Source organism: Halogranum gelatinilyticum, assembly GCF_900103715.1.
Taxonomy (GTDB): Archaea; Halobacteriota; Halobacteria; order Halobacteriales; family Haloferacaceae; genus Halogranum; species Halogranum gelatinilyticum.
Genome location: NZ_FNHL01000001.1, coordinates 308,281 through 332,540 on the forward strand (window position 1 = coordinate 308,281; position 24,260 = coordinate 332,540).

Consider the following 24,260-nt stretch of genomic DNA (forward strand, 5'->3'; position numbering starts at 1 on the left):
GCCGTCAGCGGCCGGGCAAGGCATATCCTTTTACACATTCGACATGACGAATCCGGTATGGAAGCCCTCTCGACCCTCCGTCCAGCCGCCGCCGCACTCCGACGCAACCCCGTGTTGTTCGTCGTGCCCGCCGTCCTCGCGCTCCTCCAGCTCCCACAGCTCGTCGTCCAGACCGTGAGTCCCTTCGTCGGCGGCATCGTGTCGCTGCTGTTGAGCGGTGTGATGCTGCTCGCGCTACCGTTCCTCCAAGCGGGGCTCATCGCCATGGCTCACGAGGCGCTCGACGGGCAGACGCGGCTGGCGACGCTCGTCGCTGCCGGGAAAGAGTACTACATCCCGGTTTTCCTCGCCTTCGGTGTGTTGTTCGTCTGCAACCTGGTGGTCTTCGGACTCGTCTTCGTCGGCGTGTTCGTCGCCGTCGTCGTCGGTCTCGCCCAGCCCGGCTCGAGCACGGCGCTCTTTCTCGTACTCGGCCTCGCCGGCCTCGTGCTCTTCGGTCTCTATCTGCTCGTCGTCTTCTTCCTGCAGTTCTACGTGCAGGCCATCGTCCTCGACGACCTCGGCCCGTTCGCCGGGCTGAAGCGGAGCGCCAGCGTGGTTCGGAGCCACCTCGGCGACACTTTCGTCTACTCGCTCGTCGGGGGCGGCATCGGCGCGCTGTTCGGGCTCTTCGGCGCGGTCTTCTCGATTCTCCTGACCTCGTCGGTGGCGACGACCCCCACACCGACGCCGCTGGCTGACGTGTACGGCCCGCTCGCGGACGTCAGCCTCTCACTGCCGCTCCTCGTCGTCGGCTTCCTCGCGCTCGTCCTCTTGACGACCCTCTTCGGCGGCTTCTTCGGGACGTATTCGGTCGCGTTCTACCGCGCGATTCGGCCGACTGCGGCCTGATTTCCGACCTTGGTGCTCGGGCCACTGCGACCGCCGACACTCCCGACCACTTCCACCCCAAGGCGACACTTCTTACACGATGAAGCCGTAAGCCAGTCTCAATGGCTCAGGCACAGAATCAGGAGTTGACCGAGCGTTTCATCCAGTTCTACCGGAACTACTACCGGGACGCCATCGGTCAGCTCGCCCAAAAATACCCCAACGAGCAACGCTCGCTCTACATCGACTACGACGACCTCTACCGGTTCGACCCCGACCTCGCGGAGGACTTCCTCAACCAGCCCGACCAGCTCCGCGAGTACGCCGAAGAGGCACTCCGGCTCTACGACCTGCCCGCGGACGTCAAACTCGGCAAGGCACACGTCCGCCTGCGAAACATCGACCGCGCCGTCGACATCCGTTCGATCCGCGTCCACGACGACCACATCGGCAAGCTCATCGCCGTCTCCGGTATCGTCCGCAAGGCCACGGACGTCCGGCCCAAGATCACGGAAGCCGCCTTCGAGTGCCAGCGCTGTGGGACGATGACCTACATCCCTCAATCGGACGGCAACTTCCAGGAACCCCACGAGTGTCAGGGCTGTGAGCGACAGGGACCGTTCCGGGTCAACTTCGACCAGTCGGAGTTCATCGACTCCCAGAAGATTCGGGTCCAGGAGAGTCCGGAGGGACTCCGCGGCGGCGAGACGCCGCAGGCCATCGACATCGACCTCGAAGACGACATCACCGGAAGAGTCACCGCCGGCGACCACGTCACCGTCACGGGCGTCCTCCACATCGAACAGCAGAAGAGCGGCCAGGAGAAGTCCGCCATCTTCGATCTCTACATGGACGGGATGTCCATCACCGTCGAGGACGAGGAGTTCGAGGACATGGAGATCACCGACGAGGACAAGCAACAAATAATCGAGATCTCCAACCGCGAGAACATCTACGAGGACATGGTCGCCTCCGTCGCCCCCGCCATCTACGGCTACGACGAGGAGAAGATGGCCATGATCCTCCAGCTGTTCTCGGGCGTCACCAAACATCTCCCCGACGGCTCCCGCATCCGTGGCGACCTCCATATGCTCCTCATCGGTGACCCCGGTACCGGGAAGTCCCAGATGCTTTCGTACATCCAGAACATCGCTCCCCGCTCGGTCTACACCTCCGGTAAGGGTTCCTCCTCGGCCGGTCTCACCGCCGCCGCCGTCCGCGACGACTTCGGCGACGGCCAGCAGTGGACGCTCGAAGCGGGCGCGCTCGTCCTCGCCGACAAGGGGATCGCGGCGGTCGACGAGCTGGACAAGATGCGTCCCGAGGACCGCTCGGCGATGCACGAGGCACTGGAGCAGCAGAAGATCTCGATCTCGAAGGCCGGTATCAACGCGACGCTGAAGTCCCGGTGTTCGCTCTTGGGTGCGGCGAACCCCAAATACGGCAGATTCGACCAGTACGAGCCCATCGGCGAGCAGATCGACCTCGAACCCGCACTCATCTCGCGGTTCGACCTCATCTTCACCGTCACCGACCAGCCCGACCCCGAACACGACGGCAAGCTCGCCGACCACATCCTGAAGACGAACTACGCGGGTGAGCTGAACACCCAGCGGACGCACGTGCCGACGTCCAAGTTCACCGAGGAGGAGGTCAACTCCGTCACCGAGGAGGTCGCCCCCGAGATCGACGCCGAACTCCTCCGGAAATATATCGCGTTCTCGAAGCGCAACTGCTACCCGACGATGACCGAGGAGGCCAAGGCGGCCATCCGCGAGTTCTACGTCGACCTCCGCGCGAAGGGTGCCGACGAGGACGCGCCGGTCCCCGTGACCGCCCGAAAGCTCGAAGCACTCGTCCGCCTCGCCGAGGCGAGTGCCCGCGTCCGGCTCTCCGACGAGGTGTCCGAGGAGGACGCGACCCGCGTCATCGAGATCGTCCGGTCGTGTCTGCAGGACATCGGTGTCGACCCCGAGACGGGCCAGTTCGACGCCGACGTCGTCGAGACAGGCACCTCCAAGAGCCAGCGTGACCGCATCAAGACCCTCAAACAGCTCATCAGCGAGATCGAAGAGGAGTTCGAAGAGGGCGCGCCGGTCGACGAGGTGCTCGACCGCGCCGACGAGATCGGCATGGGCCGCGACAAGGCAGAGGGCGAGATCGAGAAGCTCCGGCGGAAGGGCGAAGTCTACGAACCGAAGACCGACCATCTCCGCACGACCTGAGACCGATGGACCGCATCTCCGCCCTCCGGAACGTCGAGGACGCGCTCCGCGCGTTCGAGCGCGGCGAGGCCGACCTCGCGGCGACCGAGGAGCAGGTGCTCACCGTCCTGCGGACCTACGCGACTGAGTTCGGCGACGACCCGCGGGCGGCCTACCGCGCGAGCGGCGACGAGGCCGTCGACGGAACCGTCGTCGTCGCCAGCTCCGAGCCGGAAGCACGGGCCCGCGTTCAGGAACTCCGAGAGGTCGACGACGCCCGCTTCGAGCTTCGACGCATCGAGTGAGCGGCGTTTCGAGCCCTCGGTGGCGGAGATTGAAAGAAGGTAAACACTTTTGTCAGACGCTGGCCTACTGGATAGCTGTATCACACAGGAGTGACCGGCTTGGCAACACACATACCGGCGTCGGACGGCCACAGCGCGCTCGAGGATGCAGCCAGTGTCCTCTTTCTCGCGCCGTCGATCTCGTCGCAGGAAGACGAGGTCTGTACCAGCCTGCTTCGCTCCGACGACGCCGCACAGGAGAACCTGCTGTGGGTGTCGTACACGAAATCCCCCGACGCGCAGCTTCGTCGCTGGCGCGAGCACGGCCACGGCCAACCGGCCAACCTCGGCATCGTGAGCGTCGGCGAGTCGACGCGGTCGGCCGCAGCGAGCGCGGGTGGCGGCGGTTCCACCGCTGGCCCGGTCGAAAGCGTTGCCAGCCCGAACGACCTCACCGGACTCGGAATCAGGCTCAACGAATATCTCCACCGCTGGGACGGCAACGACTGCCAGACCCGGGTCTGTTTCGACTCGCTGACTGCGATGCTCCAGTACGTCGATATCGAGACCGCCTACGAGTTCCTCCACATTCTCACCGGCCGGCTCTACGGCGTCGACGCCGTCGCGCACTTCCACATGGACCCCAGCGCGCACGACGAGCAGACCGTCGAGCGGATCGCGTCGCTCTGTGACGCCGTCGTCGACATCACCGGCGACGACCGGGTCGTCCGCTCGCGGTAGGAGCATTTATTCATCGAGCAACAGCTTTAATTTCTCGAAGCAGTGACGCGAGTCTGTGCTGCTGGTCGTCACGTACTCGCAGGCCGCCCGCGGAACGCTCCGAAACGTCTGTCGAACACACGAGGAGACCGTCGTCCGTCGGTTCGGCCGGGCCGCCCTCCTCGACGAGACGGCCTTCGGAGCCTTCCTCGCGCTCCGACTGCGGGCCAAACACGGTGGTGACGTACAGATCGAGGCGACGGAACCGTGGAACGAGTTCGCCGCCGTCGACAGCGAGGTTCGGGAGGCGGCCGTCGCCTACGAGAACCGGAGCGAGCCGAGCACGCCCTACGACAAGTTCGCCGCGGGGACCGACCACCCTGACACCGACAGCCTCCGCGACCGCGAGCTATGAGGCGCGCCGACGAGTCGCGGCGGCGGGTTGAGGGGGTCGAGGGCGTCGACCTCCGCGACGAGGACGTCGACCTCCGCGACGAGGACGTCGCGCCCGACACCGTCCTCGCCGCGGTCCGCGGCGAGCGTGAGCGACCGCCGTCGCTGCGACACGGCCGTCTGTCGGGTTTCGAGCATACCGAAACGCCCGAAACCCCCGATGCTCCCCCAATTCCTGAAATCCCCGCCAGCCACGACGTGCTCGGCCACGTCGACGGCGACCTCCAGCCGTCGCTCCGTGTGTGGCTGGCGGCGGCTGCACGGTCGGTGGGTCGCGAGCCGCCGCAGCGGGCCGCGTACGACGACGTTCGGGCCGCACTCGACGACCTCGTCGTCCCGGACGTCGACGTGGCCGCCGCGCGTCGCCGGGTCGCCGAGGCGGGTGCCGAGGAGGCTCGCCTCCGGGAGGAGCTGGCGACGCTCCGCGGCCGACTCCAGGCACGCCGCGAGACGGACGCACCGACCGAGGGGGTCGCTGCCGAACTCGCCGAGACCGCGACCCGGCTCTCGGAGGTCGAGACCGAGCGCGTCGCGGCCGAACAGACGCTCGACCGCAGAGAGGCGGCGGCGCGCGAGGCCCGCGAGAAGCGAGAACAGCAGCTCGAACTCGAAGACAGAGCGGCCAACCTCCGTCGGGCGATGCGCGAGTCGCTCGCCGCGGCGGTCGCCCCCGCCTTCGCCGACGCTGTCGCCAGCGTCGCCGCCGTCGACTGCCTCTCGGTGGCCGTGGAGACTCCTCCCCCGACGGAGGGCATCGCCGACCCTGGCGCGTACGACGGTCCCGACGCCCTGGCCCAACTCGCGGCCGTCCGCGTCGCCGACCTCGACACGCCGGTCGTCGTCTCGGCGGCCGTCGCTGACGACGCCGATTCAGTTACCGACGACGCTGACTCGGCTGCTGACGACAGCGTCGCCGACGCCATCGCCGAGGTGCTGGGGACGCCCGTCGTCCTGCTGTGATTTAAATCCGAGAGCGCGGCCAGGAGGCCCATGGACTTCGAGTGGACGACGGAGCACGTCGACGGCGTGACGCTCGTCGGCGTCCGGCTGGCGAACGAGACACCGACCGACCGCCGGATCCGGCTGGCGAACCGCCTCGATGGCCCGGTGTTGCCGCCGCGTCGCCACGGCGTGCCCGAGACCGGGTGGGAGGGAGAGCACTACGAGACAGTCGTCCCCGCGGGCGACCGTGTAGCCGTCGGCTACGCCTGTCCGGCAGCCGTCGCCGACCCGCCCGTGGAACTCGTCGCCGACGAGCGAGCACCGGACGCCGCACCGACTCCCGACGGGGACTCCTCGGCTGCGGCCGTCGTCCGGCGGTTCGGCCGTGCCGAGCCACCGCGTGACGCCGTGCCGACGCCGGAGCGTATCGACGCCCGGCCTGCTGACGGGATGCCCGACGGCGACACGTCCGACGGGTCTGACAGCCCCGGTGTCGCCGATATCCGGCGGTGCGATGCTGTCGATGCTGCCGACGTTGCCGACCCTGCCGACGTTGCTGACAGTACCGACGTTGCCGACGGTACGGACGCGTCTGACACAGAACTCCCCGACGCGGTTTCGGCGTGGCTGGACGCCGTGGCCACGCGCATTGAACGCGCCGAGACCCTGACCGAGCCGTCCGTCCCGGAGGCGACTGCGACGCTCGCCGAGATGGGTGGTCTCGACGCGGTCGCCGACCTGCCCGAGACGGTCGCCGACGACGCCGAGCAGTTGCGTGCCGTCGCCAGCCGCGCTGAGGTACTCGCCGAGCGCGCCGAGTCGACGGAGGTCGACCTCGCCCCACTCCGGAGGCTGGCGTGATTCTCGCCGTCACGGGCGGGAAAGGCGGGGTCGGGAAGTCGACCGTCGCGTACAACCTCGGAGCCGCGCTCGACGCCGTCGTCGTCGACGCCGACCTCGGGATGGCCGACCTCCCCGGCGGCCACGGGCCGGACCTCCACGACGTGCTTGCGGGGCGTGCCGACGCGGTCGAAGCCGTCCGTGAGGGTCCCGTCCGGCTCCTCCCCTGCGGCCGGTCGCTCGCGGGTGCCCGCGCGGCCGACGTGACCGAGTTGGTCGCCGCCGTCCAGGCGGTCGACCGCGAGTACGGCGAGGTCGTCCTCGACTGTCCAGCGGGGATGCGCGCGGACGCGGGCGTTCCGCTCGCCGTCGCCGACGCTGCCGTCGTCGTCGCCTCGCCACGGCCGTTCGCCCTCGCCGACGCGGTGCGGACGCGGGAGTTGGCGCGGGAACTCGACGCGCCGCTGGTCGGTGTGGTAGTCAACCGCGCCGTCGACGAGCCACCCGTCGAGACCATCGCGGAGACGCTCGGCGCGCCCGTGACGACGCTCCCGGCGGACCCGCGGGTGGGCGAGTCGGTGTCCGAGGAGAAGCCTGTCGTCGACGTCGCACCCGACAGTCGTGCGGCGGCCGGAATCAGCGAGTTAGAAGCGGCGGTTCAGTCCTGCAGGTCGGTGTAGGTGTTGCGGAGCGTCACCGGCGTCACACCGGCGACGTCGGCGGTCTCTTTCTGGGTGAGCGTCTCGTTCGCCGTCTCACTACGCTGCGCCGCGGTATAGAGACACGCCGCGGCGACGCCGCTCGGGTTGCGGCCGGTCGAGATGCCCTCGTCCGTGGCTTCGGCGGCGAGTTCGCGGGCCCCGCGTTCGACGTCCGACCCCACGTCGAGCTTGCTGGCGAACCGCGGGATGTACTCGACTGGGTCGATGGGACCGACCGGCAGCCCGAGTTCGCGGTTGAGCGCGTCGTAGGCGGCCTGTTGCTCGTCGGCGTCGGCGCGGGCGGCCTCGGTCACCTCGTCGACGGTGCGGGAGACGCCGGCGACGCGACAGGCAGCGTAGACCGCGGCAGCGGCGAAGCCCTCCAGCGAGCGGCCGCGCACGAGGTCCTCGCTCTGTGCGGAGCGGACGAGCGAGCAGGCGTGGTCGCGGACCTGCTCGGGCAGCGAGAGCGTGCTGACGAGCCGCCGAATCTCGGTGAAGGCGTAGACCTGGTTGCGCTCGCGCTTCGAGGAGATACGGGCGCGGTTGTGTTGCTTGCGCAGTCTGGCCATCTGCCGTCGCTTGCGACCCTTCAGCCGGGTCGAGCGGCCGATCTCGGTGGAGAGACCGCGGTCGTGGCGCGAGCGGGTGAGCGGCGCGCCGGTGCGTTCGGGGTTGGTGTCGTCGTCCGCGAAGGAACGCCACTCGGGACCGTGGTCGATGCGGTCCTCGGCGACGACGAGTCCGCACTCGCCGCAGACCGTCTCGTCGCCGTGGGCGTTCAGTCGTCCGTCGCATTCGGGACAGTTCGGAGAGCGTGCCTGACTCATCACATCTCATACTTGGTCGCGCTGCCCCATTTAAAGACGGGACGAAACGCCGAAAACAACCCGACTGCACCGACCCGAACGTACCGGTGACCGGTACGTTCTGGCTATAATTTTCGAACACTCTCCAGTAAGTTTTAGTGCGACAAGGAACCAGCACGTCCCGATGGGACTGGCGGACATCGCCGAAGGAATCGAGGTGACGAGCGAGCAACGCGACCGCGGGCTCGCAACCGTCGACGACACGGACGGCTCGCTGGTCGAGCGGTTCGAGCCACACGCCGACGACCTGCCGTGTACGCCCGAGGCGGCGGCGACGGCCGTCGAGACGCACACCACGGGGACGAGCGTCGGCGAGAGCGCGGAGCGAGCGGGAATCGCGCCGATGACGGCCGCGAAGGTGCTGCACCGCTGTGGCGTCGCGGGCGTGACCCCGCTGTCGCCAATGGCACGCGACGTGCTGCGCGACTGGCTCGGCGGCGAACTCTCGCGGACGGATGCCCTCGCGCTCACGGACGCGACGGAGGCGGAGTTCGCCCTGGCGACCTACATCGAGACGCACGAGAGCGTCGCCGAACTCGAAGAAGCGGTCGAAGGGACGCTGTCGCCGGAGACCAACGCGACGGTCGCGAAGCGAGACGTCCTGGGCGAGACGATGAGCAATCCCGGTTCAGTTCGCTGACCGGCCTCCTCACTCGGGGAGATACGACTCGACTGTCTCTCGAAGCCCTTCGTCGTCGAACTCGATAGCTAACTGCTCGTCGACAGCGACCTCGGTAGCGACGGCGACGGCGGGAGCGAACTCGCCGGAGTCGGCCAGACAGGCGGGAGCGTCGTCCGGTTCCGTGACGTCGCTTGCGGGGACCGTCGCGTCGGCGTCGTCGATGGCTCCTCGTGTCGACAGCGTTGCGGCCGCCGTCACGTCGAGGTCACGGAGCCGCCCTCGCATCTGTTGGAGAGCGTCCGCGCCGTGCCGTGTGCCGGGCGTCACGAGCACCACGCGGTCGACGCTCGTCACGGCCGCGACAGCCTGGTTCGCGGCGACGGGCGGCGTATCGACGAGGACGTGGTCGAACCGCTGGGCGGCCTCGGCGACGCGCTCTTCGAACCGCTGGGCGGCGTCGGCGGTCTTCGCCCGCGCCAGTCGCTCGAAGGGAGCAGAGACGGGACAGCAGGCGACGCGGCCGGATGTGTCGACATCGAGGTCTACCAGACCAGCGTCGAGCGGTTCCGCCGACTCGGTGACGAGGGTCGTCAGGTCGGGGTCGATACGCCCCGAGACGTAGTGGCTGAGTCCCTGTGTCGCGTACGCGGCGTCGAGGACGGCCACGTCGCGGCCGTCGCGGGCGAGCATGGCCGCGAGTTCGACGGCAGTCCGTGTCGTTCCCGCGCCACCTGTCGCACCGACGAGTGCGGTCGTCGTTCCGGGCATAGACGAGTTTGCGCCGCTCCTCGGATTAAAATTCTTCGCTGGGCGGCGTGATTTTACGACTCCGCGATGGCGGCTTCGATGTCGTCGAACTCCGCGTCGCTCAGGTCCGGCCGGTCGCCCGCGACGGCGTGGATAGGACCGCCGCCGTCGCCGTCGAACCGCGGGACGAGATGGACGTGGACGTGCGGGACTTCCTGGCCGGCCGCTTCGCCGTCGTTGATGCCGACGGTCGTCGCGTCGGCGTCGACCGCGGCCTCGACGCGCGGGGTCAGCTCGTGGACCGCGGCGAAGAGGTCGCTCGCGACGTCGGCCGGGAGGTCGTCCAGCCGCGCGTGGTGCGCTTTCGGGATGACGAGCGTGTGACCGCGAGCGAGCGGGTTGACGTCGAGGAAGGCCAGTGTCGTCTCCGTCTCGTGGACGACGCGGCCGGGGATGTCGCCTGCGACGATGCTACAGAAGATACAGTCATCGGACATGGTTCGACGGTCGAACGCGTGCAGTAAGAAGGTTTGCCGAGGCGGGGGATACCCAGCTACTCCGTGAGCGGGAGCAGGATACCGAAGAGGAACGGCGAGACGAGCGCGATGGCGACGCCGATCATCTCCATATCAGTGAAGAGGACCGACTCCCAGGCCGGGAGCGGACCGAAGAGTGCCGGGCCAGCGACGTGGCCGAGCGCGCCGAGCGCGAACAGGGCGACGCCGAAGGCGAAACTGGTCTTGGTCAAGCGTGGATAGTCGAGGTTACCGTAGCGACCTGCCATGACTGAGCGTACTTCGGTGGCGATTATATCCTTTTTGAGAGCGAAAGACTCACAACCGCCGACCGTGCTCCTCGGAGTATGTACGAACTGTTGGTGGAGACGATGCCGGAATTCGTGGCGATCGCGTTCTTCACGGTCGGCGCGGGCGCGCTCTCGTCGCTCGGCCTCTATCTCGAAGAACTCGCCCTCGAGACGCTCGCGGCCGGCCAGACCACGCTCGGTCTCTGGTTCGCCTGCTTCGGACTGGTGGCGTTCTACTTCGGGCTGTATCTGTTCGGCTACTCCGAACTCCTGCCGCGCGTGAGCAGCTATCTCGACCCCGACACGACGCGATAAGAGACTGTAATCCGTTTTTCGGCCGACTACTCCGTGAGCGGCAGCACGATTCCGAAGAGGAAGGGCGCGGCGAACGCGAGCGCGACACCGAGCAGTTCGAGTTCGACGAGGAACGCCAGCGTCCATCCGGCGACGCCACCGAACATCGCGGCAGCGGCGGCCTCACAGAGGCTCCCCAGGGCGAAGAGGCTGACACCGACGGCGACGCCACCTTTCGTCAGTCGGTGGTAGTCGCGGTCCCCGTAACGCCCGGTCATCTGTTCCGTTCTGTGTGCGTCTCTCCTAAAACCGTTGTGAGACGTGTCCTGTCCTCAGAGCGCGTCGGCGACGCTCCCGGCGACGGAGACCGTCGAGACGTCGCGCTCGATGGTGTCGGTGCCGTAGAGTCCGGCGACGCCCGCCGAAGCGAGTTTCGTCCGCGCGTTGGCGGCGAGTAGCGGGTGGACGCAGGTGACGTAGACCCGGCCGACACCCCGCTGATGCAGCACTTCGATGGACTCGCTCATCGTCGACCCGGTGGCGATGATGTCGTCGACGAGGACGACGTCTCGTCCCTCGACGCTCGCGTCGCTCGGGCTGATCTCGACTGCACCCGTCTCGTAGTCGCGCTCCTTCTCGAAGTAGTCGGTGTCGCCCGCGCCGTAGGCGTCGCGGACGGTCTCGGCGAGTTCGACGGCACCCGCGTCGGGCGAGAGGAAGAGCGGGTCGGCGAGTTTCGGCGGCAGCGGGTCGGCGAGCGCGGGCGCGGCGTCGACGTTCTCACAGGGGACGTCGAAGAACTCGGAAATCCCCGGCTCGTGGGGGTTGACGAGCAGCACGCGGTCCGTCCCGGTGCTGACGGCCTTGGCGACGGCGCGGGCGGAGACGGGCTGGCCGGGCTTGAACGCCGAGTCCTGTCGCGCGTAGCCCATGTAGGGGATGACGGTCACGACCTCGTTGACCCCGGCCTCGCGGGCGGCGTCCTGCAGCTGGAGCAGTTCGAGGTGGGCGTCGCTGGTCGTGGTCGAGGCGACGACGACGGCGCGCTCGGGTGTCTCCTCGGCGAGTGCGTCGGCGGCGGCGAGGAGTTCGCCGTCGGGGAAGGTACGGTACTCGGCTGTCGCCAGCGGTTCGCCGGTAGCCTCGGCGAGTGCCGCGGCGAGTGCCTGTGAGGTGGAGCCGGGCAGTATCATAGTCGAGGCCACGACGTTCGGCGTTAAACCGGTTTTCGTTGCCCGTGCGTGCGAGAACCGTTCGCGCGGGGTCGCGACGGGCCGCGCCGATTACCGGACGGCGAGTCCCGCCACGCCACGAACCCCGAGGACCTGCGTCTGCCAGCCGTCGCCGGCGTCGACGAGGAGGGTACCAGCCTCGGTCACGGCGAAGACCGCGCCGGGCGCGTAGGCGACGTCGACGACGGGGTCGTCGGTCGGCAGGTCGGCTTCCTGCCACTCGTCGTCGACCTTCGCGTAGACCGTCGTCCCCGCGATGGCGTGGGCGCGCTCGAAGCCGTCGCCCGAGACGGACCGGAAGACGCCGTCGAGGACGTCCATCCAGCCGTTGCCGAGCGTGTAGAGTGACTCGCCTGTCGCTGCCAGCGGAACGCCGCGACCGGCCACGTCGCGCACGTCGTCGAGACCAGCATGAGAGAGGTCGCCGTCGCCGACGCGGTAGACGCCGTCGGCGGCGGCCACGAGCGGGCCGTCGATGGCGCGGACGGTCTCGACGTGGCCGAGCGTCTGCCACGCCAGTTTCTCGGCGGCGTCGGCGTCGGCCGCATCGAGGTCGGTGAGGTCGACCTCGTCGGCTCGTTCGGGGTCGTAGCGGGCCACCCAGCCGTCCTCGTTGGCCGCGAGGAGGTCACCGTCGTGGAAGCCGACGGCGACGGCGGGGCCGAAGCCGGTCGGCTCGAACTCCTCGTCGCCGACTGCGAGGTCGACGTCCTCGTCGGTGGCGACGGCGACACGCTCGCCTTCGGCGGCGATTGCGCGGGCGGTACAGCGGTGGGCGAGGCCGAACTCGCCGACGCGGTCGCCGGAGACGTCGACGGCGACGACGCCGAGTTCGCTGGCGACGAAGACCTCCACCTTCCCCGCCTTGTCGCTGTAGACACGCTTCTCCTCGATGGTGTCGTCGTTGGGCATTGCGAGCGAATTCACGTCGCTCGCGCGAAAACCTTCCGGCAGCCGCGTCGGCAGACTCGAGTCGGATGGAAAACGGACGGATTGACATGGGCGACCCGCCAACGGGGTCGTATGCCTCCCGAAGAGAGTCTCCTCTCGCGGTTCCTCCATACGAAGTCGGGACCGCTCATGGTCCTCCGCGAGACGCTCAGTACCGTCCTCCTCGTCGCGCTCGTCGGCCTGCTGCTCTTCTCGGTCAGCGGCCTCTGGCCGCCGATGGTCGCCGTCGAGAGCGGCAGCATGCAGCCGAACATGGTCCGCGGTGACCTCGTCTTCCTCACCGAACCGGGGCGGTTCGCTCCCAGCGCGGCGGTCGGCGAGACGGGCATCGCGACGACGGAGAGTGCCGCTGCGGCCGGGTCCGGCGGGACGTTCGGCGTCGCTGGCTCGGTCGTCGTCTACGATACACCCAGCCACCCCTCGCCCATCATCCACCGGGCACGCTTCTGGGTCGACGAGGGCGAGAACTGGTACGACGAAGCCGACAAACGCTACATCAGCGCCGAGAACTGCGAGGAACTGCTGAACTGTCCGGCTCCCAACGCGGGCTTCGTCACCAAGGGCGACGCGAACAATCGGTACGACCAGGCCAACGGGCTGGCCGAACCGGTGCGGCCCGCGGAGGTCCGGGGACTCGCTCGCTTCAGGATTCCGGCTCTCGGCTGTATCCGGCTCGGCTTCGGGCCGAACAGCTGTTTCGCCTAACGTCAGAGGAACTCGCGGACTTCGGAGTACCACATATCGTGGTGGTCGACCTCGCCTAACGCCTCGGCGACGTCGACGGCGAGGACGTGCCAACACCGCTGGTCGGGGTCCTCGGGGTCGAGGTTGTAGGAGCTGTCCTTACAGGTGCAGCCGCCGCCCTCGACGACGTACTCGTCGTCGTAGCCGACGACGACGGTGAAGTCGCGGTACTCCTTCACGCGCTTTTCGGAGACGGCCTCCAGCGCGCGCATCCCGCGGTTGCCGTGGGTGGAGACGATGGTGTCGACTATCGACGGGGTGAGCTTGCCCGCCTCGCGGAGCGCCGCTCGCCAGTCGTCTCCCTCGGTCACGGGCGGTGGTTTCGGGGGCGCTGACAAAACAGGTTCGGTGCTAGAGGTTCGTGCCGGGTTCGGGTCTCGGCTCATGCTCTGGAACTCGAACCGCTCGTCTGGTGTGCTCTCCGAGATGCAGGCTACTCAGCAAAGCCCTCGCGCTTTGCATATCCACCAGGTCCACACAGCACCGCGCCGATCCTCCCCCATGTGGGCGCGCCGTCGCGCGCCCAGTGCCCGTGGATTGGCCAACCGGTATGGCGCGTGGCTTCGCGCCGTCTTGTCGGCGCGAGCCACTCGTGCGAGGGACGACTGAGTGAGCGAAGCGAACGAAGGAGTCGGCTGGGGAGGGTGTGGCTGCTGGGGGCGGGATTGAAAGGGGACGCGTTGTCGACGAAGGAAGGCGACGCAAGCACCGCAGGAGCGAACGAAGTGAGCGACGAGGAGCGCGGCGAGCCTCCCGAGTCGACAGCGCGTGGGCTTTCAGAGTGTACTCTGCGTCGACACCAACATAGAGAAAGACCGCGTGGGCTTTCGAAGAGTCCACACACCAATTCTCCCTACCGACTACCCGAGCGAAGAGACGTGGAAGACTCCACACTCACCCGACGAACCCGTATCAACCTCGTACCGGGCGACTTTTCGCCGTCGCCCCCAGTCCACGTCACATGAACGTAAGCGAGGGCGGCGTCGACGTGGAGGTCCAGTCCTCCCGCGACGGTGCCAGCGAGGGCGCAGGCGACGGGGTGTTCTTCAACCCCACCCAGGAGTTGAACCGCGACGTCACGGTCGCGGCGCTCCGGGCCTACCAGGAGCGAGAACCCCGCGTCGAGACGTATCTGGACGCGATGGCCGCGAGCGGCATCCGCGGCGTGCGTGCCGCCGCCGAGGGCTACGACGTGACCTGCGCCGACATCGACGAGGAGGCCGTCGCCCTCGCCGAGTCGAACCTCGCGCGCAACGACCTGTCGGGTCGCGCGGTCGAGAAGGACGCCAACGTTCTGCTGCACGAGGAACTGTTCGACGTGGTCGACATCGACCCGTTCGGGACGCCTATCCCCTTCGCCGACGCCGCCTTCGCCAACGCCCGCAACCTCGTCTGTGTCACCGCGACCGACACCGCGCCGCTCTGTGGCGCGCATCTCCAGAGCGGGATTCGGAAATACTCCACCGTCCCGCGCAACACCGACTACCACGCCGAGATGGGGCTTCGAGTACTGATCTCCGCGATGGTCCGCACGGCCGCCCGCTACGATGTCGCTGCCGTCCCGGTCCTCTCGCACGTCTCGCGACACTACGCCCGGACGTATCTCGAACTCGACCACCGCGCGACTCGCGCCGACGCGCTCGTCGAGCAGCTGGGCCACGTCTACCACTGCGAGGACTGTCTCTACCGCGAACACGAGGTCGGCCTGCATGCCCATCCCATCGAGACCTGCCCGCACTGTGAGGGCACCCGGATGCTCACCGCCGGACCCATCTGGCTTGGCGACATCGCCGATAGCGACTTCGCCCGCGCCGTCCACGACGAGGTGACCGACGACATGGGCGAGGCCAAGAAGGCCCGTCGGCTGCTCGACACCGTCGCCGACGAGCTGTCGACGCCGACGAACTACGACCAACACCGCCTCTGCAAGCAGTGGGGCGTCCCGGCCAACTCGATGGACGACTTCCTCGCGGACCTCCGTGCGGCGGGCTACGAGGCGAGCCACGCCCACTACTCCGGTACGTCGTTCAAGACCGACGCTAACGTGGCCGAGATCTACGAGGCCGCGGCTCCCGAGAAGGACACGTAGACCGCCGAATCCCCGGGCAGCCGCCGGTTACTTATAACAACGCGGCGAACAGTTCGGCGTGTCATCAGTCTCCCTCTCCAGTCCCGCGGACGTCCTCTCGGTCGGTCGGACCGTCCTGCAGACGATCAAAGAGCGCGAGGTGACGTTCATGGCGGCGAGTATCTCCTACTACTCGTTCGTCTCGTTGATTCCGCTGCTCGTGCTCGCGGTCATCGTCGCCATCTTCGTCGGCGGCGACACACTGAAGGCCGATATCCTCTCCTACGCCGAGACCAACCTCCCCGCTGGCTTCGACCTCATCCGGGGGGCACTCGAAGCCGAGACCGCACAGGGCGGGCTCGGCCTCGTCAGCCTGGCCCTCACGCTGTGGGGCGCGCTCAAGATCTTCCGCGGCGTCGACGTCGCCTTCTCGCGCATCTACGGCTCGGAGGCGGGAAGCATACTGGACCAGGTCCGTGACGGGCTCGTCGTCCTCGGTGCCATCGGTCTCGGCGTCGCCGGTATCGGCGTGCTGACCTCGGTGATGGCGCTCGTCGACCTTCCCTTCGTCGACCTCATCAGTCCGGTCATCCTGCTCACGACGCTCTGTGTCGCCTTCTTCCCGTTCTACTACGTGCTCCCCGACGTCGGGGCGTCGCCGAGAGAGGCACTGCCGGGGACGATCTTCGCGGCCGTCGGCTGGACGCTCTTGGGGACCGGTTTCGGTATCTACGCAGGCTCGACCTCGGGTGGCGAAGCCGGCGGGGCGGCCGCTGTCGGCGCGATCCTCCTCCTCCTGACCTACTTCTACTTCTCTGGCATGTTACTCCTCACCGGCGCGGTCGTCAACGCGGTTATCGGCGGACGGGTCGTAGACCGGCAGGTACAACAGCCCGCGGGGAGACAGTTCGGACAGACGGATATGAGTGAGGAGGACGGCACCGAGACCACACGCCGCGACGTCGAACCGGCCGGAGCACCGGACATCAACGAACTCGAAGACCGCATCGAGGAGCTACAGGCCGACCTGGCCGCCTTCGAGCGCGACGTCGACGACCGCACGGTCAAGAAACCCGAACTCGAGTCGGAGATGAAGCGGTACGTCCGCGCGAAGATGCGCCGGGGCCACGCCCGCGGCTGGGGTCCCTATCTCGTCCTCCTCTACGGGACGGTGCTGACGCTCGGGGCCTTCTTCACCTTCCAGAACGGCCTGCTCGCCATCGCGGCCATGCTCATCATCTTCCTGTCGACGCTGGGTCTCTATGCCCTCTTCATCATGGTCGGTCTCGGCCTGAACCTCCTCAGCGTCCCCGCGAAAGCGGCCGGAAAGGTCCGCGAGAAACGGTAGTCGCCGCCGCGCACGTCCCTCGCGTTCACTCCACTTACACCACCTCTCACCACCTCTCTCCCATGCGCGGACTCGGCATCTCCGAACTCTTCGCCGCCACGCCCGACGTGCTCGTCCTCGTCTTCGCGCTCCTCACGCAACTCGGCGACCCGTGGTTCCTCCTCGTCCTCGTCGTCCTTCTGTACTGGCTCGCTCCCGCCTCTCTCACCGCCGAGCCGCGCCGCACAGGCGCGCTTCTCGTCGGTCTCGCGCTCGGCGCGCTCCTCCTGACGGTCGCTCTCAAGAGTTTCTTCAGCCTGCCGCGGCCGCCCGGCGCGGCGTCGGCGACGCCGCCCGCGTGGCTTCCCGCACTCGTCGCCCCCGTCTTCGAGAACGTCGCGACCGGGACGGGCTTCGGCTTCCCCAGCGGCCACGCCATCGGTACCACTGTCGTCTACGGCGGGCTCGCGACGCTCCTCGACGTGTGGAACCGTCGCCGCCGCGTCGCTGCCGCCGCGACCGTCGTCGCCGTCGTCGGTCTCTCGCGGCTCGTCCTCGGCGTCCACTACGGCGTCGACATCGTCGTCGGCGTCGCGGTCGGACTCGCGTTCCTCGTCGGCGCGCTCAGGGTCGCCGACGGCCGACCCGACCGCCTCTTCGGCGTCGTCGCCGCCGTCGGTCTCCTCGCGCTCGTCGCCGCCGCGGTCGGTGGCCACGCCGCGGAAGTCCGTGACGCGGTCGCCGGTCTCGGTGGGGCACTCGGCGGACTGGTCGCACTCCGGCGTGTCGGTCCCGACGAATTCGCCGAGATCGTCGGAGTCGCCCAAGTCGCCGACACGCCGATGTCACCGGCCGTGGCCGTCGTCGGTCTCGCCGTCACGGGCGGACTCTGGGCGGGGGCGGCGGCGGTGCAGCCGACGCTGCCGGTCACGTTCGTCGTCGTCGCGGTCGCCGTCGCAGTCGTCGTCGCCTATCCGCGGCTGGTGGCCGTCGTGCGTCGGTAGCTGCGTGTGGCTCCGTGTTGCGCTGGAGACGGCCGTCCCGAGCGACGATAGCCGTGGCTCGCGGCGGAGTCGACGATAAAAAAGGCGGTTCTGAAGCGAGCCGAGTTAGAACTTCTCGAGGTACTGGTCGAGTTCCCACTGCGAGACGTCGATGCGGAACTCGTCGTACTCCTGGCTCTTGGCTTCGACGAACTTCTCGTAGACGTGTTCGCCGAGTGCGTCCTGGACGACCTCGTCGGATTCGAGAGCCGTGATGGCCTCGCCGAGGTTCGACGGGAGCGTCTCGATGCCGTACTCTTCGCGCTTCTCTTCGTCGAACTCGTAGATGTTCTCGCGGACCGGGTCGGGTGCTTCGAGACCCTTGTCGATGCCGTCGAGACCGGCGTGGATGAGCGCGGCGAAGGCGAGATACGGGTTACACGACGGGTCCGGGAAGCGAGCCTCGATACGGGAGGCTGCCGGGACGCGTGCGGCCGGCTTGCGGATGAGTGCCGAGCGGTTGCGGTCGGACCACGCGATGTAGACAGGTGCCTCGTAGCCGGGCACCAGCCGCTTGTAGCTGTTAACCGTCGGGTTGGTGACGGCGGCGAGCGCGGGCGCGTGCTCGAGGATACCGGCGAGGAACGAGTGGGCCGTGTCGCTCAGGTTGAACTCGTCGTCGTCGTCGTGGAACGCGTTCTCGCCGTCCTCGGTGAACAGCGAGATGTGCGTGTGCATCCCGGAGCCGTTGATGCGCGGGATCGGCTTCGGCATGAACGTCGCGTGCAGGTCGTGCTGCGCGGCGATGGCGCGGACGACCGTCCGGAAGGTCCCGACGTTGTCGGCCGTGGTCAGCGCGTCGTCGTACTCGAAGTTGATCTCGTGCTGCCCCTGGGCGACCTCGTGGTGGGAGGCCTCGATCTCGAAGCCCATCTGCTCGAGACCGTAGATGATGTCACGACGGACGTCCGAGGCGAGGTCCTTCGGCGCGAGGTCGAAGTAGCCACCGGCGTCGTTGGTCTTCGTCGTCGCGCGACCCTCTTCGTCCTCTTCGAACAGGAAGAACTCCGGCTCGGGGGCGGCGTTGACCTGATAGCCCATCTCTTCGGCGCGCTCGATGGCACCCTTCAGGATGGTCCGCGGGTCGCCCTCGAACGGCTCGCCCGTCGAGGTGTTGATAACGTCGCAGATGAGACGCGCCGAGCGGCCGTCGCGCCACGGGAGAATCGCGAACGTCGACGGGTCGGGCGTGAGACGCATGTCGGACTCCTGAATGCGTACGAACCCTTCGATGGAAGACCCGTCGAAGTAGATGCCTTCGGTGAACGCCTTCTCGGCCTGTGTGGCCGGGACGGCGACGTTTTTGACGGTGCCGAGGATGTCAGTAAACTGGAGGCGGAGGAAGTCGACATCCTTCTCTTCGATTTCGTCGACGACGGCCTGTGCTTCGGCACTGAGACCACCGTCGGGTGCTGTGTTTTCGTCCGTCATGTTCTGGACATTGGTTACCGAATACACCCAGTATAAAGATTTTATCGGCTAGTGCAAACCCCGCGGGTCGCTCACAGAATTGGATATTCGTAAAATTCTAATGGGGCGAGAGAGACCCTAGGTGTAATGACGTACGAAAACCTCGACGCCAAACTCATCAATGCACTCCTCGGCGACGGCCGAGCCAGCCTTCGGAGCCTCGCGGAGAAACTCGACGTCTCCGTCACAACCGTCTCGAATCACCTCCGAGATCTCGAAGACGAAGGTGTCATCGAAGGATACACACCGAAGATCAACTACGACGCACTCGGCTACGACGTCACGGCCATCATCCAGCTCAAGGTCGAAGGGAGCAAGCTCCCGGACATCACCGAGCGACTCCGCGAGGAGAAACAGATGATCTCGGTCTACGAAGTCACCGGCGACTACGACGTCATCGCCGTCGGCAAGTTCACCGACACCGACGGGATGAACCGCCAGATCAAGGCGCTGCTCACGGACGCGGACATCCGCGAGTCCAACACCAGCGTCGTCCTGAACTCCGTCGTCGAGAACGAGCAGTTCCAGCTCGACATTCAGGAGTAGACCGCCGCACTCACTCTCGTAGCTTCACAGCCGACAGCGATGTCTCTCGCTCTCGCAGCCTCACAGCCGACAGCGACGCCTACACCAGATAGTCGGTGATGTTGTCCATGTCGGTTCGGCAGAACGGGCAGCGGTAGCGCGTACTGAATCCCCCCGAACGCACTGTCGTCGTCTTTCCCTCCAGTTCGTGCATCCCGATGTCCCGGCTACAGTCGGGACAGTGTATCTTGGGCACGTGTACCAAGAACCGAAACAGCGGGTTAAATCCTCCGCTAATTGTAACGGATGTTTATCTTTCTTCTTGACTAGACAGTCGTCTCACACGAACGCTTCGGGCTGATGCCCGCAGGGGGCTCTTAGAAGTCGGCCTGCGAACACCTTTTACTCGCTCACTCCGTTCGCTCGCAAACTGTCGATGAAAAGACCGCAGGACCGCTTAGAAGTCGTCCTCGAAGACGAAGGTGCCGTCGCGCTGGACGACCTCGCCGTCGACCTCGATGACCGACTCCTCGCTCATGTCGACGATCATGTCGACGTGTTCGGCGCTCTCGTTGAGTTCGTTCTCGTCGCCCACGGTCTCGGGGTAGGCCGACCCGACGGCCATGTGGACGGTGTCGCCCATCTTCTCGTCGAAGAGCATGTTGTAGGTGAACTGGTCGATGGCGCGGTTCATGCCGATACCGAGTTCGCCGAGGTAGCGCGCGCCCTCGTCGGTGTCGAGGATGCCCGTCAACAGCTCCTCGTTGCGGTCGGCGCTGTGGCCGACGACCTTGCCGTCCTCGAACGTCAGGCGCGCACCCTCGATCTCGCGGCCGTAGCGGTACAGCGGCATGTCGAAGTGGACCTCGCCCTCGACGCTGTCCTTGACGGGCGCGGTGAAGACCTCGCCGCCGGGGAGGTTCTTCTCGCCGTAGTCGTTGAGCGTCGAGTTGCCCGCGACCGACATCGTCAGGTCGGTGTCGTCGCCGCTTCTGATGCGGACCTCGTCAGCGTCGTCCATGATCTCGACCATCTGCGCCTGGAACTCGCGCTGCTCGTCCCAGTCTTTGTTGACGGCGTCCCAGACGAAGTTCTCGTAGCCCTCAGTGCTCATACCCGCGAGTTGGGCGTAGCCACCCGTGGGATACTGCGTGAGACACCAGCGCGTCGAGAGCCGTTCCTTCTGGACCGGCTGGTAGGCGCGGCGGTAGGCGGCGTTGGTCTCGGGGGCGACGTCGCTCTTCTCGGAGGGGTTCGGCCCGGCACGGGCGAGGATGACGACGTCGGCCTCCTCGTACATCGCGAGATGGTGACTTGGCGTGTCGAAGTCGTCCTCGCGTGCGCGAAGGAACGCACGGTCGGCACGGTCGGAGTAGTTCAGATAGAGCGGGTTCGCGCCGCGGTCACCGATGAGCTCGTGGAGGGCGACGCCGAGGTCCTCGGCTTCCGACGGGAGGTAGACAACGACGTTGTCCCCCGCCTGGATGTCTGTCGAGTGGTCGACGATGATTTCTGCGTGTTCACGGATTCGCGCGTCCATAACGGTTCTTCCGAGGGCCGGGGGATGGGCCTTTCGGGTTCTCGTGCCCTTCGAAACCAACGGGCGCTCACACTGCTCACGTGGTCTCTATATGCTCAGCCAACGACATCTGTGTCGTGGCAATGTCTTCCGACTCTCGCACTCCGCTCACCACGTTCACCGTCTCCCGCCAGACCGCGCTCGAGTGGACCGGCCTCGGCACCGCCGGCTTCGTCGTCGCGCTGTTCGTCCTCGGCGGTCTCTACGGTGTCGTCCACGGCACGGCCTCCCTCGGCGTCAACGTGGACGCCGAGAACGTCGGCGGCGTCGCCGTCGGTGGTCTCGTCCTCCTCGTGCTCTCGGCCGGACTCATCGTGGTCCACGAACTGCTCCACGGCGTCGCGATGAAACGCTACGGCGGCGACCCCCGCTACGGCGCGGGCATTGCCCACTTCGTCCTCCCGTACGCCTACGCGACGAGCGACACCGAGTTCACCCGAAACCAGTTTATCGTCATCGCGCTGGTGCCGCTCGTCGTCATCACGGCTGTCGGCGTCCCGGTGATGCTCGCGTTCGACCTCCCCATCCTGCTCGTTCCCCTCGCGCTCAACGTCGGCGGCGCGGTCGGCGACCTCTGGATGGTCCGCCTGCTGCTTCGCTATCCCGCAGACGTCGACGTCCACGACGACGTGACCGGGCTCCGCGTCTTCGGCGACGCCGAGTTCGCCCCCGTCGACAGTCCGCGGACCGTCCTCCGGAGCAGTCTCGTCGGCTTCGGCGTGGTCCTCGGGTTGAGCTTCCTCGCGGCCATGCTCGCGCCGATGCTCCTCGACATCGCCGGTGTCACGTCGCTCTCGCTGGGTCCCGCGGGCACCCCGTGGAGCCTCCTCCAGTTCGAGAGCGGTCCCGACGGCTTCTCCAGCACGTTCGGTCTCGGCGGTCTCCTCGGTCTGAGCGCGGCTGCCGGTCTCGCCTACGGCCTGCTCACGGCCGGTCGCGGCCGACGCCGCTCGGCCTGAACGCTGTTCACGACCACGACCTATTTCCACTCACCCCCGAATTGGGGGACATGATCGACCTCCGCAGCGACACCGTCACGATGCCGAGCGACGCCATGCGTGATGCGGCCCGCGACGCCGACGTCGGCGACGACGTCTACGGCGACGACCCGACCGTCAACGAACTCGAAGCCCGCGCCGCCGACCTCGTCGGCACCGAAGACGCCCTCTACGTCCCGACGGGCACGATGGGCAACCAGATCGCCGCCCGCACGCACACCCAGCGGGGCCAAGAGATCCTCGTCGACGACCAAGCCCACGTCGTCAAGTGGGAACTCGGCGGTCTCGCACAGCTCTCGGGACTGCAGGTCCGCACCGTCGACTGCGGCGAGCGCGCCGTGCCGACGCCCGAGCAAGTACGAACGAACCTCGTCGCCGAGGACCTCCACCGCCCCGGCACGGGGCTGCTCTCGCTCGAAAACACCCACAACAGTCGTGGCGGTGTCGCCGTCCCGGTCGAACACGTCGAGGCCGCCGCGGAGGCGGCCCATGCTCACGACGTGCCGGTCCATCTCGACGGCGCGCGCGTCTTCAACGCCGCTATCGCCCTCGACGTCGACCCGAAAGAACTCGTCGAACCGGTCGACAGCGTGATGTTCTGTCTCTCGAAGGGACTCGGCGCGCCGGTCGGCTCCATCGTCGCTGGTACAGAGGAGTTCGTCGCTCGCGCGCGTCGCACGCGCAAGCTCCTCGGCGGTGGGATGCGACAGGCCGGCATCATCGCCGCACCCGGCCTCCTCGCGCTCGACAACGTCGACCGCCTCGCGGATGACCACGCCAACGCCCAGGCACTCGCGGACGGGCTGGACGACCTCCCGGGGCTTTCGGTCGCCGACCCCGACACCAACATCGTCGTCGTCGACAGTGAGGGTGCGGGCATGACGGGTGACGCGTTCGCCGAAGCCTGCACCGAGGCGGGTGTCGGCTGCGGCGCGTTCGGCGAGCACACGACGCGCTTCTGTACGAACTGGGACGTCTCCCGCGAGGACGTCGACGCGGCGGTCGACCGCATCGCCCGCGTCGTCGCGTAGATGGGGCCGTTGGACCCCGTGGCGGTCTTGGACGACTGCACCGTCGAAGTCGCCGCCGAACGCTACGCCGTGGTCACTACGGATGGCGAGTGCGACGTCTCGGGGACCTTCGCGACCATCGACGACGGCCGAGAGGTGACGCACGTGCTCACCGAGACACGGCTGGCCGAGAGTCGAATCGAGACGCTCGACGTCGAATCCGGCTGGACGCTCCTCACCTTCGACGCCGTCCTGCCGTTCGACCTCGTCGGCTTCCTCGCCGTCGTCGCCTCGGCACTCGCCGACGCCGGGGTGTCGATCTTTGCACTCTCGGCGTATTCGACGGACCACGTACTGGTCAAAGAGGACGACGTGGAGACCGCGCTGGCGACGCTCGCAGAGTTGGGCTGTGAAATTCGGCGGCTGTGAGCGTCTCGGTTCAGAACAGCGCGTAGCCGTTGAGTTGGACGATGCTGTAGTTCAACACGGTCGCGAAGCAGCCCCACAGGAGGTAGGGGACGAGCAGGGCGGCCGCCCGGCGGTCGACCCGCGCGAACGCGGCGATGGTACCGACGACGGCGACGACGAGCGCGAGGATGATCCAGAGGGCGAGGACCGGCCGCTGGAGGGTGAAGAACGCGGGCGTCCACGCCACGTTGAAGACGAACTGGCCGACGAACGCGCCCAGTGCGAGTTTGACGTCCTGTCGCTCGATACCGACGTTCCAGACGCGCCAGACCGCGATGCCCATCAGCGTAAACAGGAGCGTCCAGACGACGCCGAACGTCACCGGCGGCGGATAGAACCAGGGTTTGTCGAGCGCGGCGAACCACGCGCTGTTCGGGCCACCGAGGACGGCCGGGACCGCGCCGACGATGTTGACGAGGACGACGAAGCCGACGAGCGTCGCCCAGTCGCGACGGCCACTGGGGAGGCCGCGTGTGAGTTCCATAGCTCCTGTT

Annotated in this window: 30 protein-coding genes; 18 read left to right on the forward strand and 12 right to left on the reverse strand. The window is 67.3% G+C overall.

All coding sequences use genetic code 11. The annotated features are described in order from the left end of the window. Positions 1-57: 57 nt before the first annotated feature. From BLR57_RS01525 to BLR57_RS01560, 8 genes are all read left to right on the forward strand, one after another. Positions 58-891: a DUF7847 domain-containing protein gene (locus tag BLR57_RS01525; RefSeq protein WP_089693438.1), complete on the forward strand. Its 834-nt coding sequence runs from the start codon at positions 58-60 to the stop codon at positions 889-891. A gap of 101 nt (positions 892-992) precedes the next feature. Further along, the gene (locus tag BLR57_RS01530) at positions 993-3,095 is read left to right on the forward strand and encodes a minichromosome maintenance protein MCM (RefSeq protein ID WP_089693441.1); all 2,103 of its coding nucleotides are present in this window, start codon (positions 993-995) and stop codon (positions 3,093-3,095) included. A gap of 5 nt (positions 3,096-3,100) precedes the next feature. Then, complete coding sequence (locus BLR57_RS01535; RefSeq protein ID WP_089693443.1) at positions 3,101-3,379, forward strand: DUF7854 family protein; 279 nt, start codon at positions 3,101-3,103, stop codon at positions 3,377-3,379. 99 nt (positions 3,380-3,478) lie between these two features. Next, entirely contained in the window at positions 3,479-4,099 is a 621-nt protein-coding gene (locus BLR57_RS01540; protein ID WP_139173263.1) for a DUF7504 family protein, read from the forward strand. A 55-nt stretch (positions 4,100-4,154) separates the two neighbouring features. Continuing rightward, positions 4,155-4,493 carry a DUF7855 family protein gene (locus BLR57_RS01545; RefSeq protein WP_089693447.1) on the forward strand — a complete coding sequence of 113 codons (339 nt, stop codon included), beginning with the start codon at positions 4,155-4,157 and terminating at the stop codon, positions 4,491-4,493. Then, positions 4,490-5,491, forward strand: coding sequence for a DUF7856 family protein (locus BLR57_RS01550; protein ID WP_089693449.1), 1,002 nt, complete (start codon positions 4,490-4,492; stop codon positions 5,489-5,491). The genes BLR57_RS01545 and BLR57_RS01550 overlap by 4 nt, the downstream gene beginning before the upstream one ends. A 30-nt stretch (positions 5,492-5,521) precedes the next feature. Next, on the forward strand, positions 5,522-6,334 hold the full coding sequence (locus BLR57_RS01555; protein ID WP_089693452.1) for a DUF7857 domain-containing protein: 813 nt from the start codon (positions 5,522-5,524) through the stop codon (positions 6,332-6,334). Further along, on the forward strand, positions 6,331-6,993 hold the full coding sequence (locus BLR57_RS01560) for a MinD/ParA family ATP-binding protein (RefSeq protein WP_089693454.1): 663 nt from the start codon (positions 6,331-6,333) through the stop codon (positions 6,991-6,993). The genes BLR57_RS01555 and BLR57_RS01560 overlap by 4 nt, the downstream gene beginning before the upstream one ends. On the opposite strand, the gene BLR57_RS01565 is transcribed toward BLR57_RS01560, so the two are convergent. After that, positions 6,972-7,844, reverse strand: coding sequence for a transcription initiation factor IIB (locus tag BLR57_RS01565; protein WP_089693456.1), 873 nt, complete (start codon positions 7,842-7,844; stop codon positions 6,972-6,974). The genes BLR57_RS01560 and BLR57_RS01565 overlap by 22 nt on opposite strands. 163 nt (positions 7,845-8,007) lie before the next feature. Between BLR57_RS01565 and BLR57_RS01570 the strand changes: the two genes are divergently transcribed. Beyond that, positions 8,008-8,523, forward strand: coding sequence for a DUF7858 family protein (locus tag BLR57_RS01570; RefSeq protein WP_089693458.1), 516 nt, complete (start codon positions 8,008-8,010; stop codon positions 8,521-8,523). 9 nt (positions 8,524-8,532) lie between these two features. Here BLR57_RS01570 and BLR57_RS01575 read toward each other — a convergent pair whose 3' ends face one another. From BLR57_RS01575 to BLR57_RS01585, 3 genes are read right to left on the reverse strand one after another with little or no spacing between them, the layout of a single operon-like run. Next, positions 8,533-9,273 (reverse strand): AAA family ATPase, encoded by a 741-nt coding sequence (locus tag BLR57_RS01575; protein WP_089693460.1) that lies wholly within the window; start codon positions 9,271-9,273, stop codon positions 8,533-8,535. A 53-nt stretch (positions 9,274-9,326) separates the two neighbouring features. After that, on the reverse strand, positions 9,327-9,749 hold the full coding sequence (locus BLR57_RS01580; protein WP_089693462.1) for an HIT family protein: 423 nt from the start codon (positions 9,747-9,749) through the stop codon (positions 9,327-9,329). Between the two features lie 56 nt (positions 9,750-9,805). After that, a complete protein-coding gene (locus BLR57_RS01585; protein WP_089693464.1) occupies positions 9,806-10,036 on the reverse strand; it encodes a DUF7860 family protein in 231 nt (76 codons plus the stop codon). A 78-nt stretch (positions 10,037-10,114) separates the two neighbouring features. Here BLR57_RS01585 and BLR57_RS01590 point away from each other — a divergent pair, with 78 nt between their 5' ends. Beyond that, the gene (locus BLR57_RS01590) at positions 10,115-10,372 is read left to right on the forward strand and encodes a DUF8151 family protein (RefSeq protein ID WP_089693466.1); all 258 of its coding nucleotides are present in this window, start codon (positions 10,115-10,117) and stop codon (positions 10,370-10,372) included. Between the two features lie 26 nt (positions 10,373-10,398). Here BLR57_RS01590 and BLR57_RS01595 read toward each other — a convergent pair whose 3' ends face one another. The 3 genes from BLR57_RS01595 to BLR57_RS01605 all read right to left on the reverse strand — a co-directional run bounded on the left by BLR57_RS01595 (position 10,399) and on the right by BLR57_RS01605 (position 12,495). Beyond that, entirely contained in the window at positions 10,399-10,629 is a 231-nt protein-coding gene (locus tag BLR57_RS01595) for a DUF7860 family protein (protein ID WP_089693468.1), read from the reverse strand. Between the two features lie 54 nt (positions 10,630-10,683). Continuing rightward, positions 10,684-11,544: a ribose-phosphate diphosphokinase gene (gene prs, locus BLR57_RS01600; RefSeq protein ID WP_089693470.1), complete on the reverse strand. Its 861-nt coding sequence runs from the start codon at positions 11,542-11,544 to the stop codon at positions 10,684-10,686. 90 nt (positions 11,545-11,634) lie between these two features. Next, the gene (locus tag BLR57_RS01605) at positions 11,635-12,495 is read right to left on the reverse strand and encodes an HVO_0234 family beta-propeller protein (RefSeq protein WP_089693472.1); all 861 of its coding nucleotides are present in this window, start codon (positions 12,493-12,495) and stop codon (positions 11,635-11,637) included. A 111-nt stretch (positions 12,496-12,606) separates the two neighbouring features. Between BLR57_RS01605 and BLR57_RS01610 the strand changes: the two genes are divergently transcribed. Next, positions 12,607-13,239: a S24/S26 family peptidase gene (locus BLR57_RS01610; RefSeq protein WP_089693473.1), complete on the forward strand. Its 633-nt coding sequence runs from the start codon at positions 12,607-12,609 to the stop codon at positions 13,237-13,239. A gap of 2 nt (positions 13,240-13,241) precedes the next feature. On the opposite strand, the gene BLR57_RS01615 is transcribed toward BLR57_RS01610, so the two are convergent. After that, complete coding sequence (locus BLR57_RS01615; RefSeq protein ID WP_089693475.1) at positions 13,242-13,589, reverse strand: hypothetical protein; 348 nt, start codon at positions 13,587-13,589, stop codon at positions 13,242-13,244. A 650-nt stretch (positions 13,590-14,239) separates the two neighbouring features. On the opposite strand from BLR57_RS01615, the gene BLR57_RS01625 reads away from it, so the two are divergent. From BLR57_RS01625 to BLR57_RS01635, 3 genes are all read left to right on the forward strand, one after another. Next, complete coding sequence (locus BLR57_RS01625; RefSeq protein WP_089693479.1) at positions 14,240-15,367, forward strand: tRNA (guanine(26)-N(2))-dimethyltransferase; 1,128 nt, start codon at positions 14,240-14,242, stop codon at positions 15,365-15,367. Positions 15,368-15,425: 58 nt separating this feature from the next. Continuing rightward, the gene (locus BLR57_RS01630; protein ID WP_280140433.1) at positions 15,426-16,694 is read left to right on the forward strand and encodes a YihY/virulence factor BrkB family protein; all 1,269 of its coding nucleotides are present in this window, start codon (positions 15,426-15,428) and stop codon (positions 16,692-16,694) included. 62 nt (positions 16,695-16,756) lie between these two features. After that, the gene (locus BLR57_RS01635) at positions 16,757-17,677 is read left to right on the forward strand and encodes a phosphatase PAP2 family protein (protein ID WP_089693481.1); all 921 of its coding nucleotides are present in this window, start codon (positions 16,757-16,759) and stop codon (positions 17,675-17,677) included. Positions 17,678-17,782: 105 nt separating this feature from the next. On the opposite strand, the gene glnA is transcribed toward BLR57_RS01635, so the two are convergent. Beyond that, entirely contained in the window at positions 17,783-19,147 is a 1,365-nt protein-coding gene (gene glnA / locus BLR57_RS01640) for a type I glutamate--ammonia ligase (protein ID WP_089693483.1), read from the reverse strand. 126 nt (positions 19,148-19,273) lie between these two features. On the opposite strand from glnA, the gene lrp reads away from it, so the two are divergent. After that, positions 19,274-19,732, forward strand: a complete 459-nt coding sequence (gene lrp / locus BLR57_RS01645; RefSeq protein WP_089693485.1) for an HTH-type transcriptional regulator Lrp — start codon at positions 19,274-19,276, stop codon at positions 19,730-19,732. Positions 19,733-19,811: 79 nt separating this feature from the next. Here the strand turns inward: lrp and BLR57_RS19185 are convergent, their stop codons facing one another. Together BLR57_RS19185 and BLR57_RS01650 are read right to left on the reverse strand one after the other, a co-directional pair. Beyond that, complete coding sequence (locus tag BLR57_RS19185; RefSeq protein ID WP_170830524.1) at positions 19,812-19,967, reverse strand: hypothetical protein; 156 nt, start codon at positions 19,965-19,967, stop codon at positions 19,812-19,814. Positions 19,968-20,168: 201 nt separating this feature from the next. After that, positions 20,169-21,251: an aminopeptidase gene (locus BLR57_RS01650; RefSeq protein ID WP_089693487.1), complete on the reverse strand. Its 1,083-nt coding sequence runs from the start codon at positions 21,249-21,251 to the stop codon at positions 20,169-20,171. Between the two features lie 122 nt (positions 21,252-21,373). Between BLR57_RS01650 and BLR57_RS01655 the strand changes: the two genes are divergently transcribed. From BLR57_RS01655 to BLR57_RS01665, 3 genes are read left to right on the forward strand one after another with little or no spacing between them, the layout of a single operon-like run. Then, entirely contained in the window at positions 21,374-22,249 is an 876-nt protein-coding gene (locus tag BLR57_RS01655; RefSeq protein ID WP_089693489.1) for a DUF3267 domain-containing protein, read from the forward strand. A gap of 50 nt (positions 22,250-22,299) precedes the next feature. Then, entirely contained in the window at positions 22,300-23,319 is a 1,020-nt protein-coding gene (locus BLR57_RS01660) for a threonine aldolase family protein (RefSeq protein WP_089693491.1), read from the forward strand. After that, a complete protein-coding gene (locus BLR57_RS01665) occupies positions 23,320-23,727 on the forward strand; it encodes an ACT domain-containing protein (protein WP_089693492.1) in 408 nt (135 codons plus the stop codon). It begins immediately after the preceding gene. A gap of 10 nt (positions 23,728-23,737) precedes the next feature. Here BLR57_RS01665 and BLR57_RS01670 read toward each other — a convergent pair whose 3' ends face one another. Further along, on the reverse strand, positions 23,738-24,250 hold the full coding sequence (locus BLR57_RS01670; protein ID WP_089693494.1) for a TspO/MBR family protein: 513 nt from the start codon (positions 24,248-24,250) through the stop codon (positions 23,738-23,740). Positions 24,251-24,260: the final 10 nt, after the last annotated feature.

Excerpts from the sequence above, each read along its gene's own strand:
- BLR57_RS01525 (WP_089693438.1), top strand. The coding sequence starts at position 58 with ATGGAAGCCCTCTCGACCCTCCGTCCAGCCGCCGCCGCACTCCGACGC.
- BLR57_RS01590 (WP_089693466.1), top strand. The coding sequence starts at position 10,115 with ATGTACGAACTGTTGGTGGAGACGATGCCGGAATTCGTGGCGATCGCG.
- BLR57_RS01570 (WP_089693458.1), top strand. The coding sequence starts at position 8,008 with ATGGGACTGGCGGACATCGCCGAAGGAATCGAGGTGACGAGCGAGCAA.
- BLR57_RS01610 (WP_089693473.1), top strand. The coding sequence starts at position 12,607 with ATGCCTCCCGAAGAGAGTCTCCTCTCGCGGTTCCTCCATACGAAGTCG.
- BLR57_RS01530 (WP_089693441.1), top strand. The coding sequence starts at position 993 with ATGGCTCAGGCACAGAATCAGGAGTTGACCGAGCGTTTCATCCAGTTC.
- BLR57_RS01595 (WP_089693468.1), bottom strand. The coding sequence starts at position 10,629 with ATGACCGGGCGTTACGGGGACCGCGACTACCACCGACTGACGAAAGGT.
- prs (WP_089693470.1), bottom strand. The coding sequence starts at position 11,544 with ATGATACTGCCCGGCTCCACCTCACAGGCACTCGCCGCGGCACTCGCC.
- BLR57_RS01670 (WP_089693494.1), bottom strand. The coding sequence starts at position 24,250 with ATGGAACTCACACGCGGCCTCCCCAGTGGCCGTCGCGACTGGGCGACG.
- lrp (WP_089693485.1), top strand. The coding sequence starts at position 19,274 with ATGACGTACGAAAACCTCGACGCCAAACTCATCAATGCACTCCTCGGC.
- glnA (WP_089693483.1), bottom strand. The coding sequence starts at position 19,147 with ATGACGGACGAAAACACAGCACCCGACGGTGGTCTCAGTGCCGAAGCA.
- BLR57_RS01635 (WP_089693481.1), top strand. The coding sequence starts at position 16,757 with ATGCGCGGACTCGGCATCTCCGAACTCTTCGCCGCCACGCCCGACGTG.
- BLR57_RS01555 (WP_089693452.1), top strand. The coding sequence starts at position 5,522 with ATGGACTTCGAGTGGACGACGGAGCACGTCGACGGCGTGACGCTCGTC.
- BLR57_RS01650 (WP_089693487.1), bottom strand. The coding sequence starts at position 21,251 with ATGGACGCGCGAATCCGTGAACACGCAGAAATCATCGTCGACCACTCG.
- BLR57_RS01665 (WP_089693492.1), top strand. The coding sequence starts at position 23,320 with ATGGGGCCGTTGGACCCCGTGGCGGTCTTGGACGACTGCACCGTCGAA.
- BLR57_RS01580 (WP_089693462.1), bottom strand. The coding sequence starts at position 9,749 with ATGTCCGATGACTGTATCTTCTGTAGCATCGTCGCAGGCGACATCCCC.
- BLR57_RS01575 (WP_089693460.1), bottom strand. The coding sequence starts at position 9,273 with ATGCCCGGAACGACGACCGCACTCGTCGGTGCGACAGGTGGCGCGGGA.
- BLR57_RS01535 (WP_089693443.1), top strand. The coding sequence starts at position 3,101 with ATGGACCGCATCTCCGCCCTCCGGAACGTCGAGGACGCGCTCCGCGCG.
- BLR57_RS01660 (WP_089693491.1), top strand. The coding sequence starts at position 22,300 with ATGATCGACCTCCGCAGCGACACCGTCACGATGCCGAGCGACGCCATG.
- BLR57_RS01550 (WP_089693449.1), top strand. The coding sequence starts at position 4,490 with ATGAGGCGCGCCGACGAGTCGCGGCGGCGGGTTGAGGGGGTCGAGGGC.
- BLR57_RS01565 (WP_089693456.1), bottom strand. The coding sequence starts at position 7,844 with ATGAGTCAGGCACGCTCTCCGAACTGTCCCGAATGCGACGGACGACTG.
- BLR57_RS01605 (WP_089693472.1), bottom strand. The coding sequence starts at position 12,495 with ATGCCCAACGACGACACCATCGAGGAGAAGCGTGTCTACAGCGACAAG.
- BLR57_RS01625 (WP_089693479.1), top strand. The coding sequence starts at position 14,240 with ATGAACGTAAGCGAGGGCGGCGTCGACGTGGAGGTCCAGTCCTCCCGC.
- BLR57_RS01655 (WP_089693489.1), top strand. The coding sequence starts at position 21,374 with ATGTCTTCCGACTCTCGCACTCCGCTCACCACGTTCACCGTCTCCCGC.
- BLR57_RS01585 (WP_089693464.1), bottom strand. The coding sequence starts at position 10,036 with ATGGCAGGTCGCTACGGTAACCTCGACTATCCACGCTTGACCAAGACC.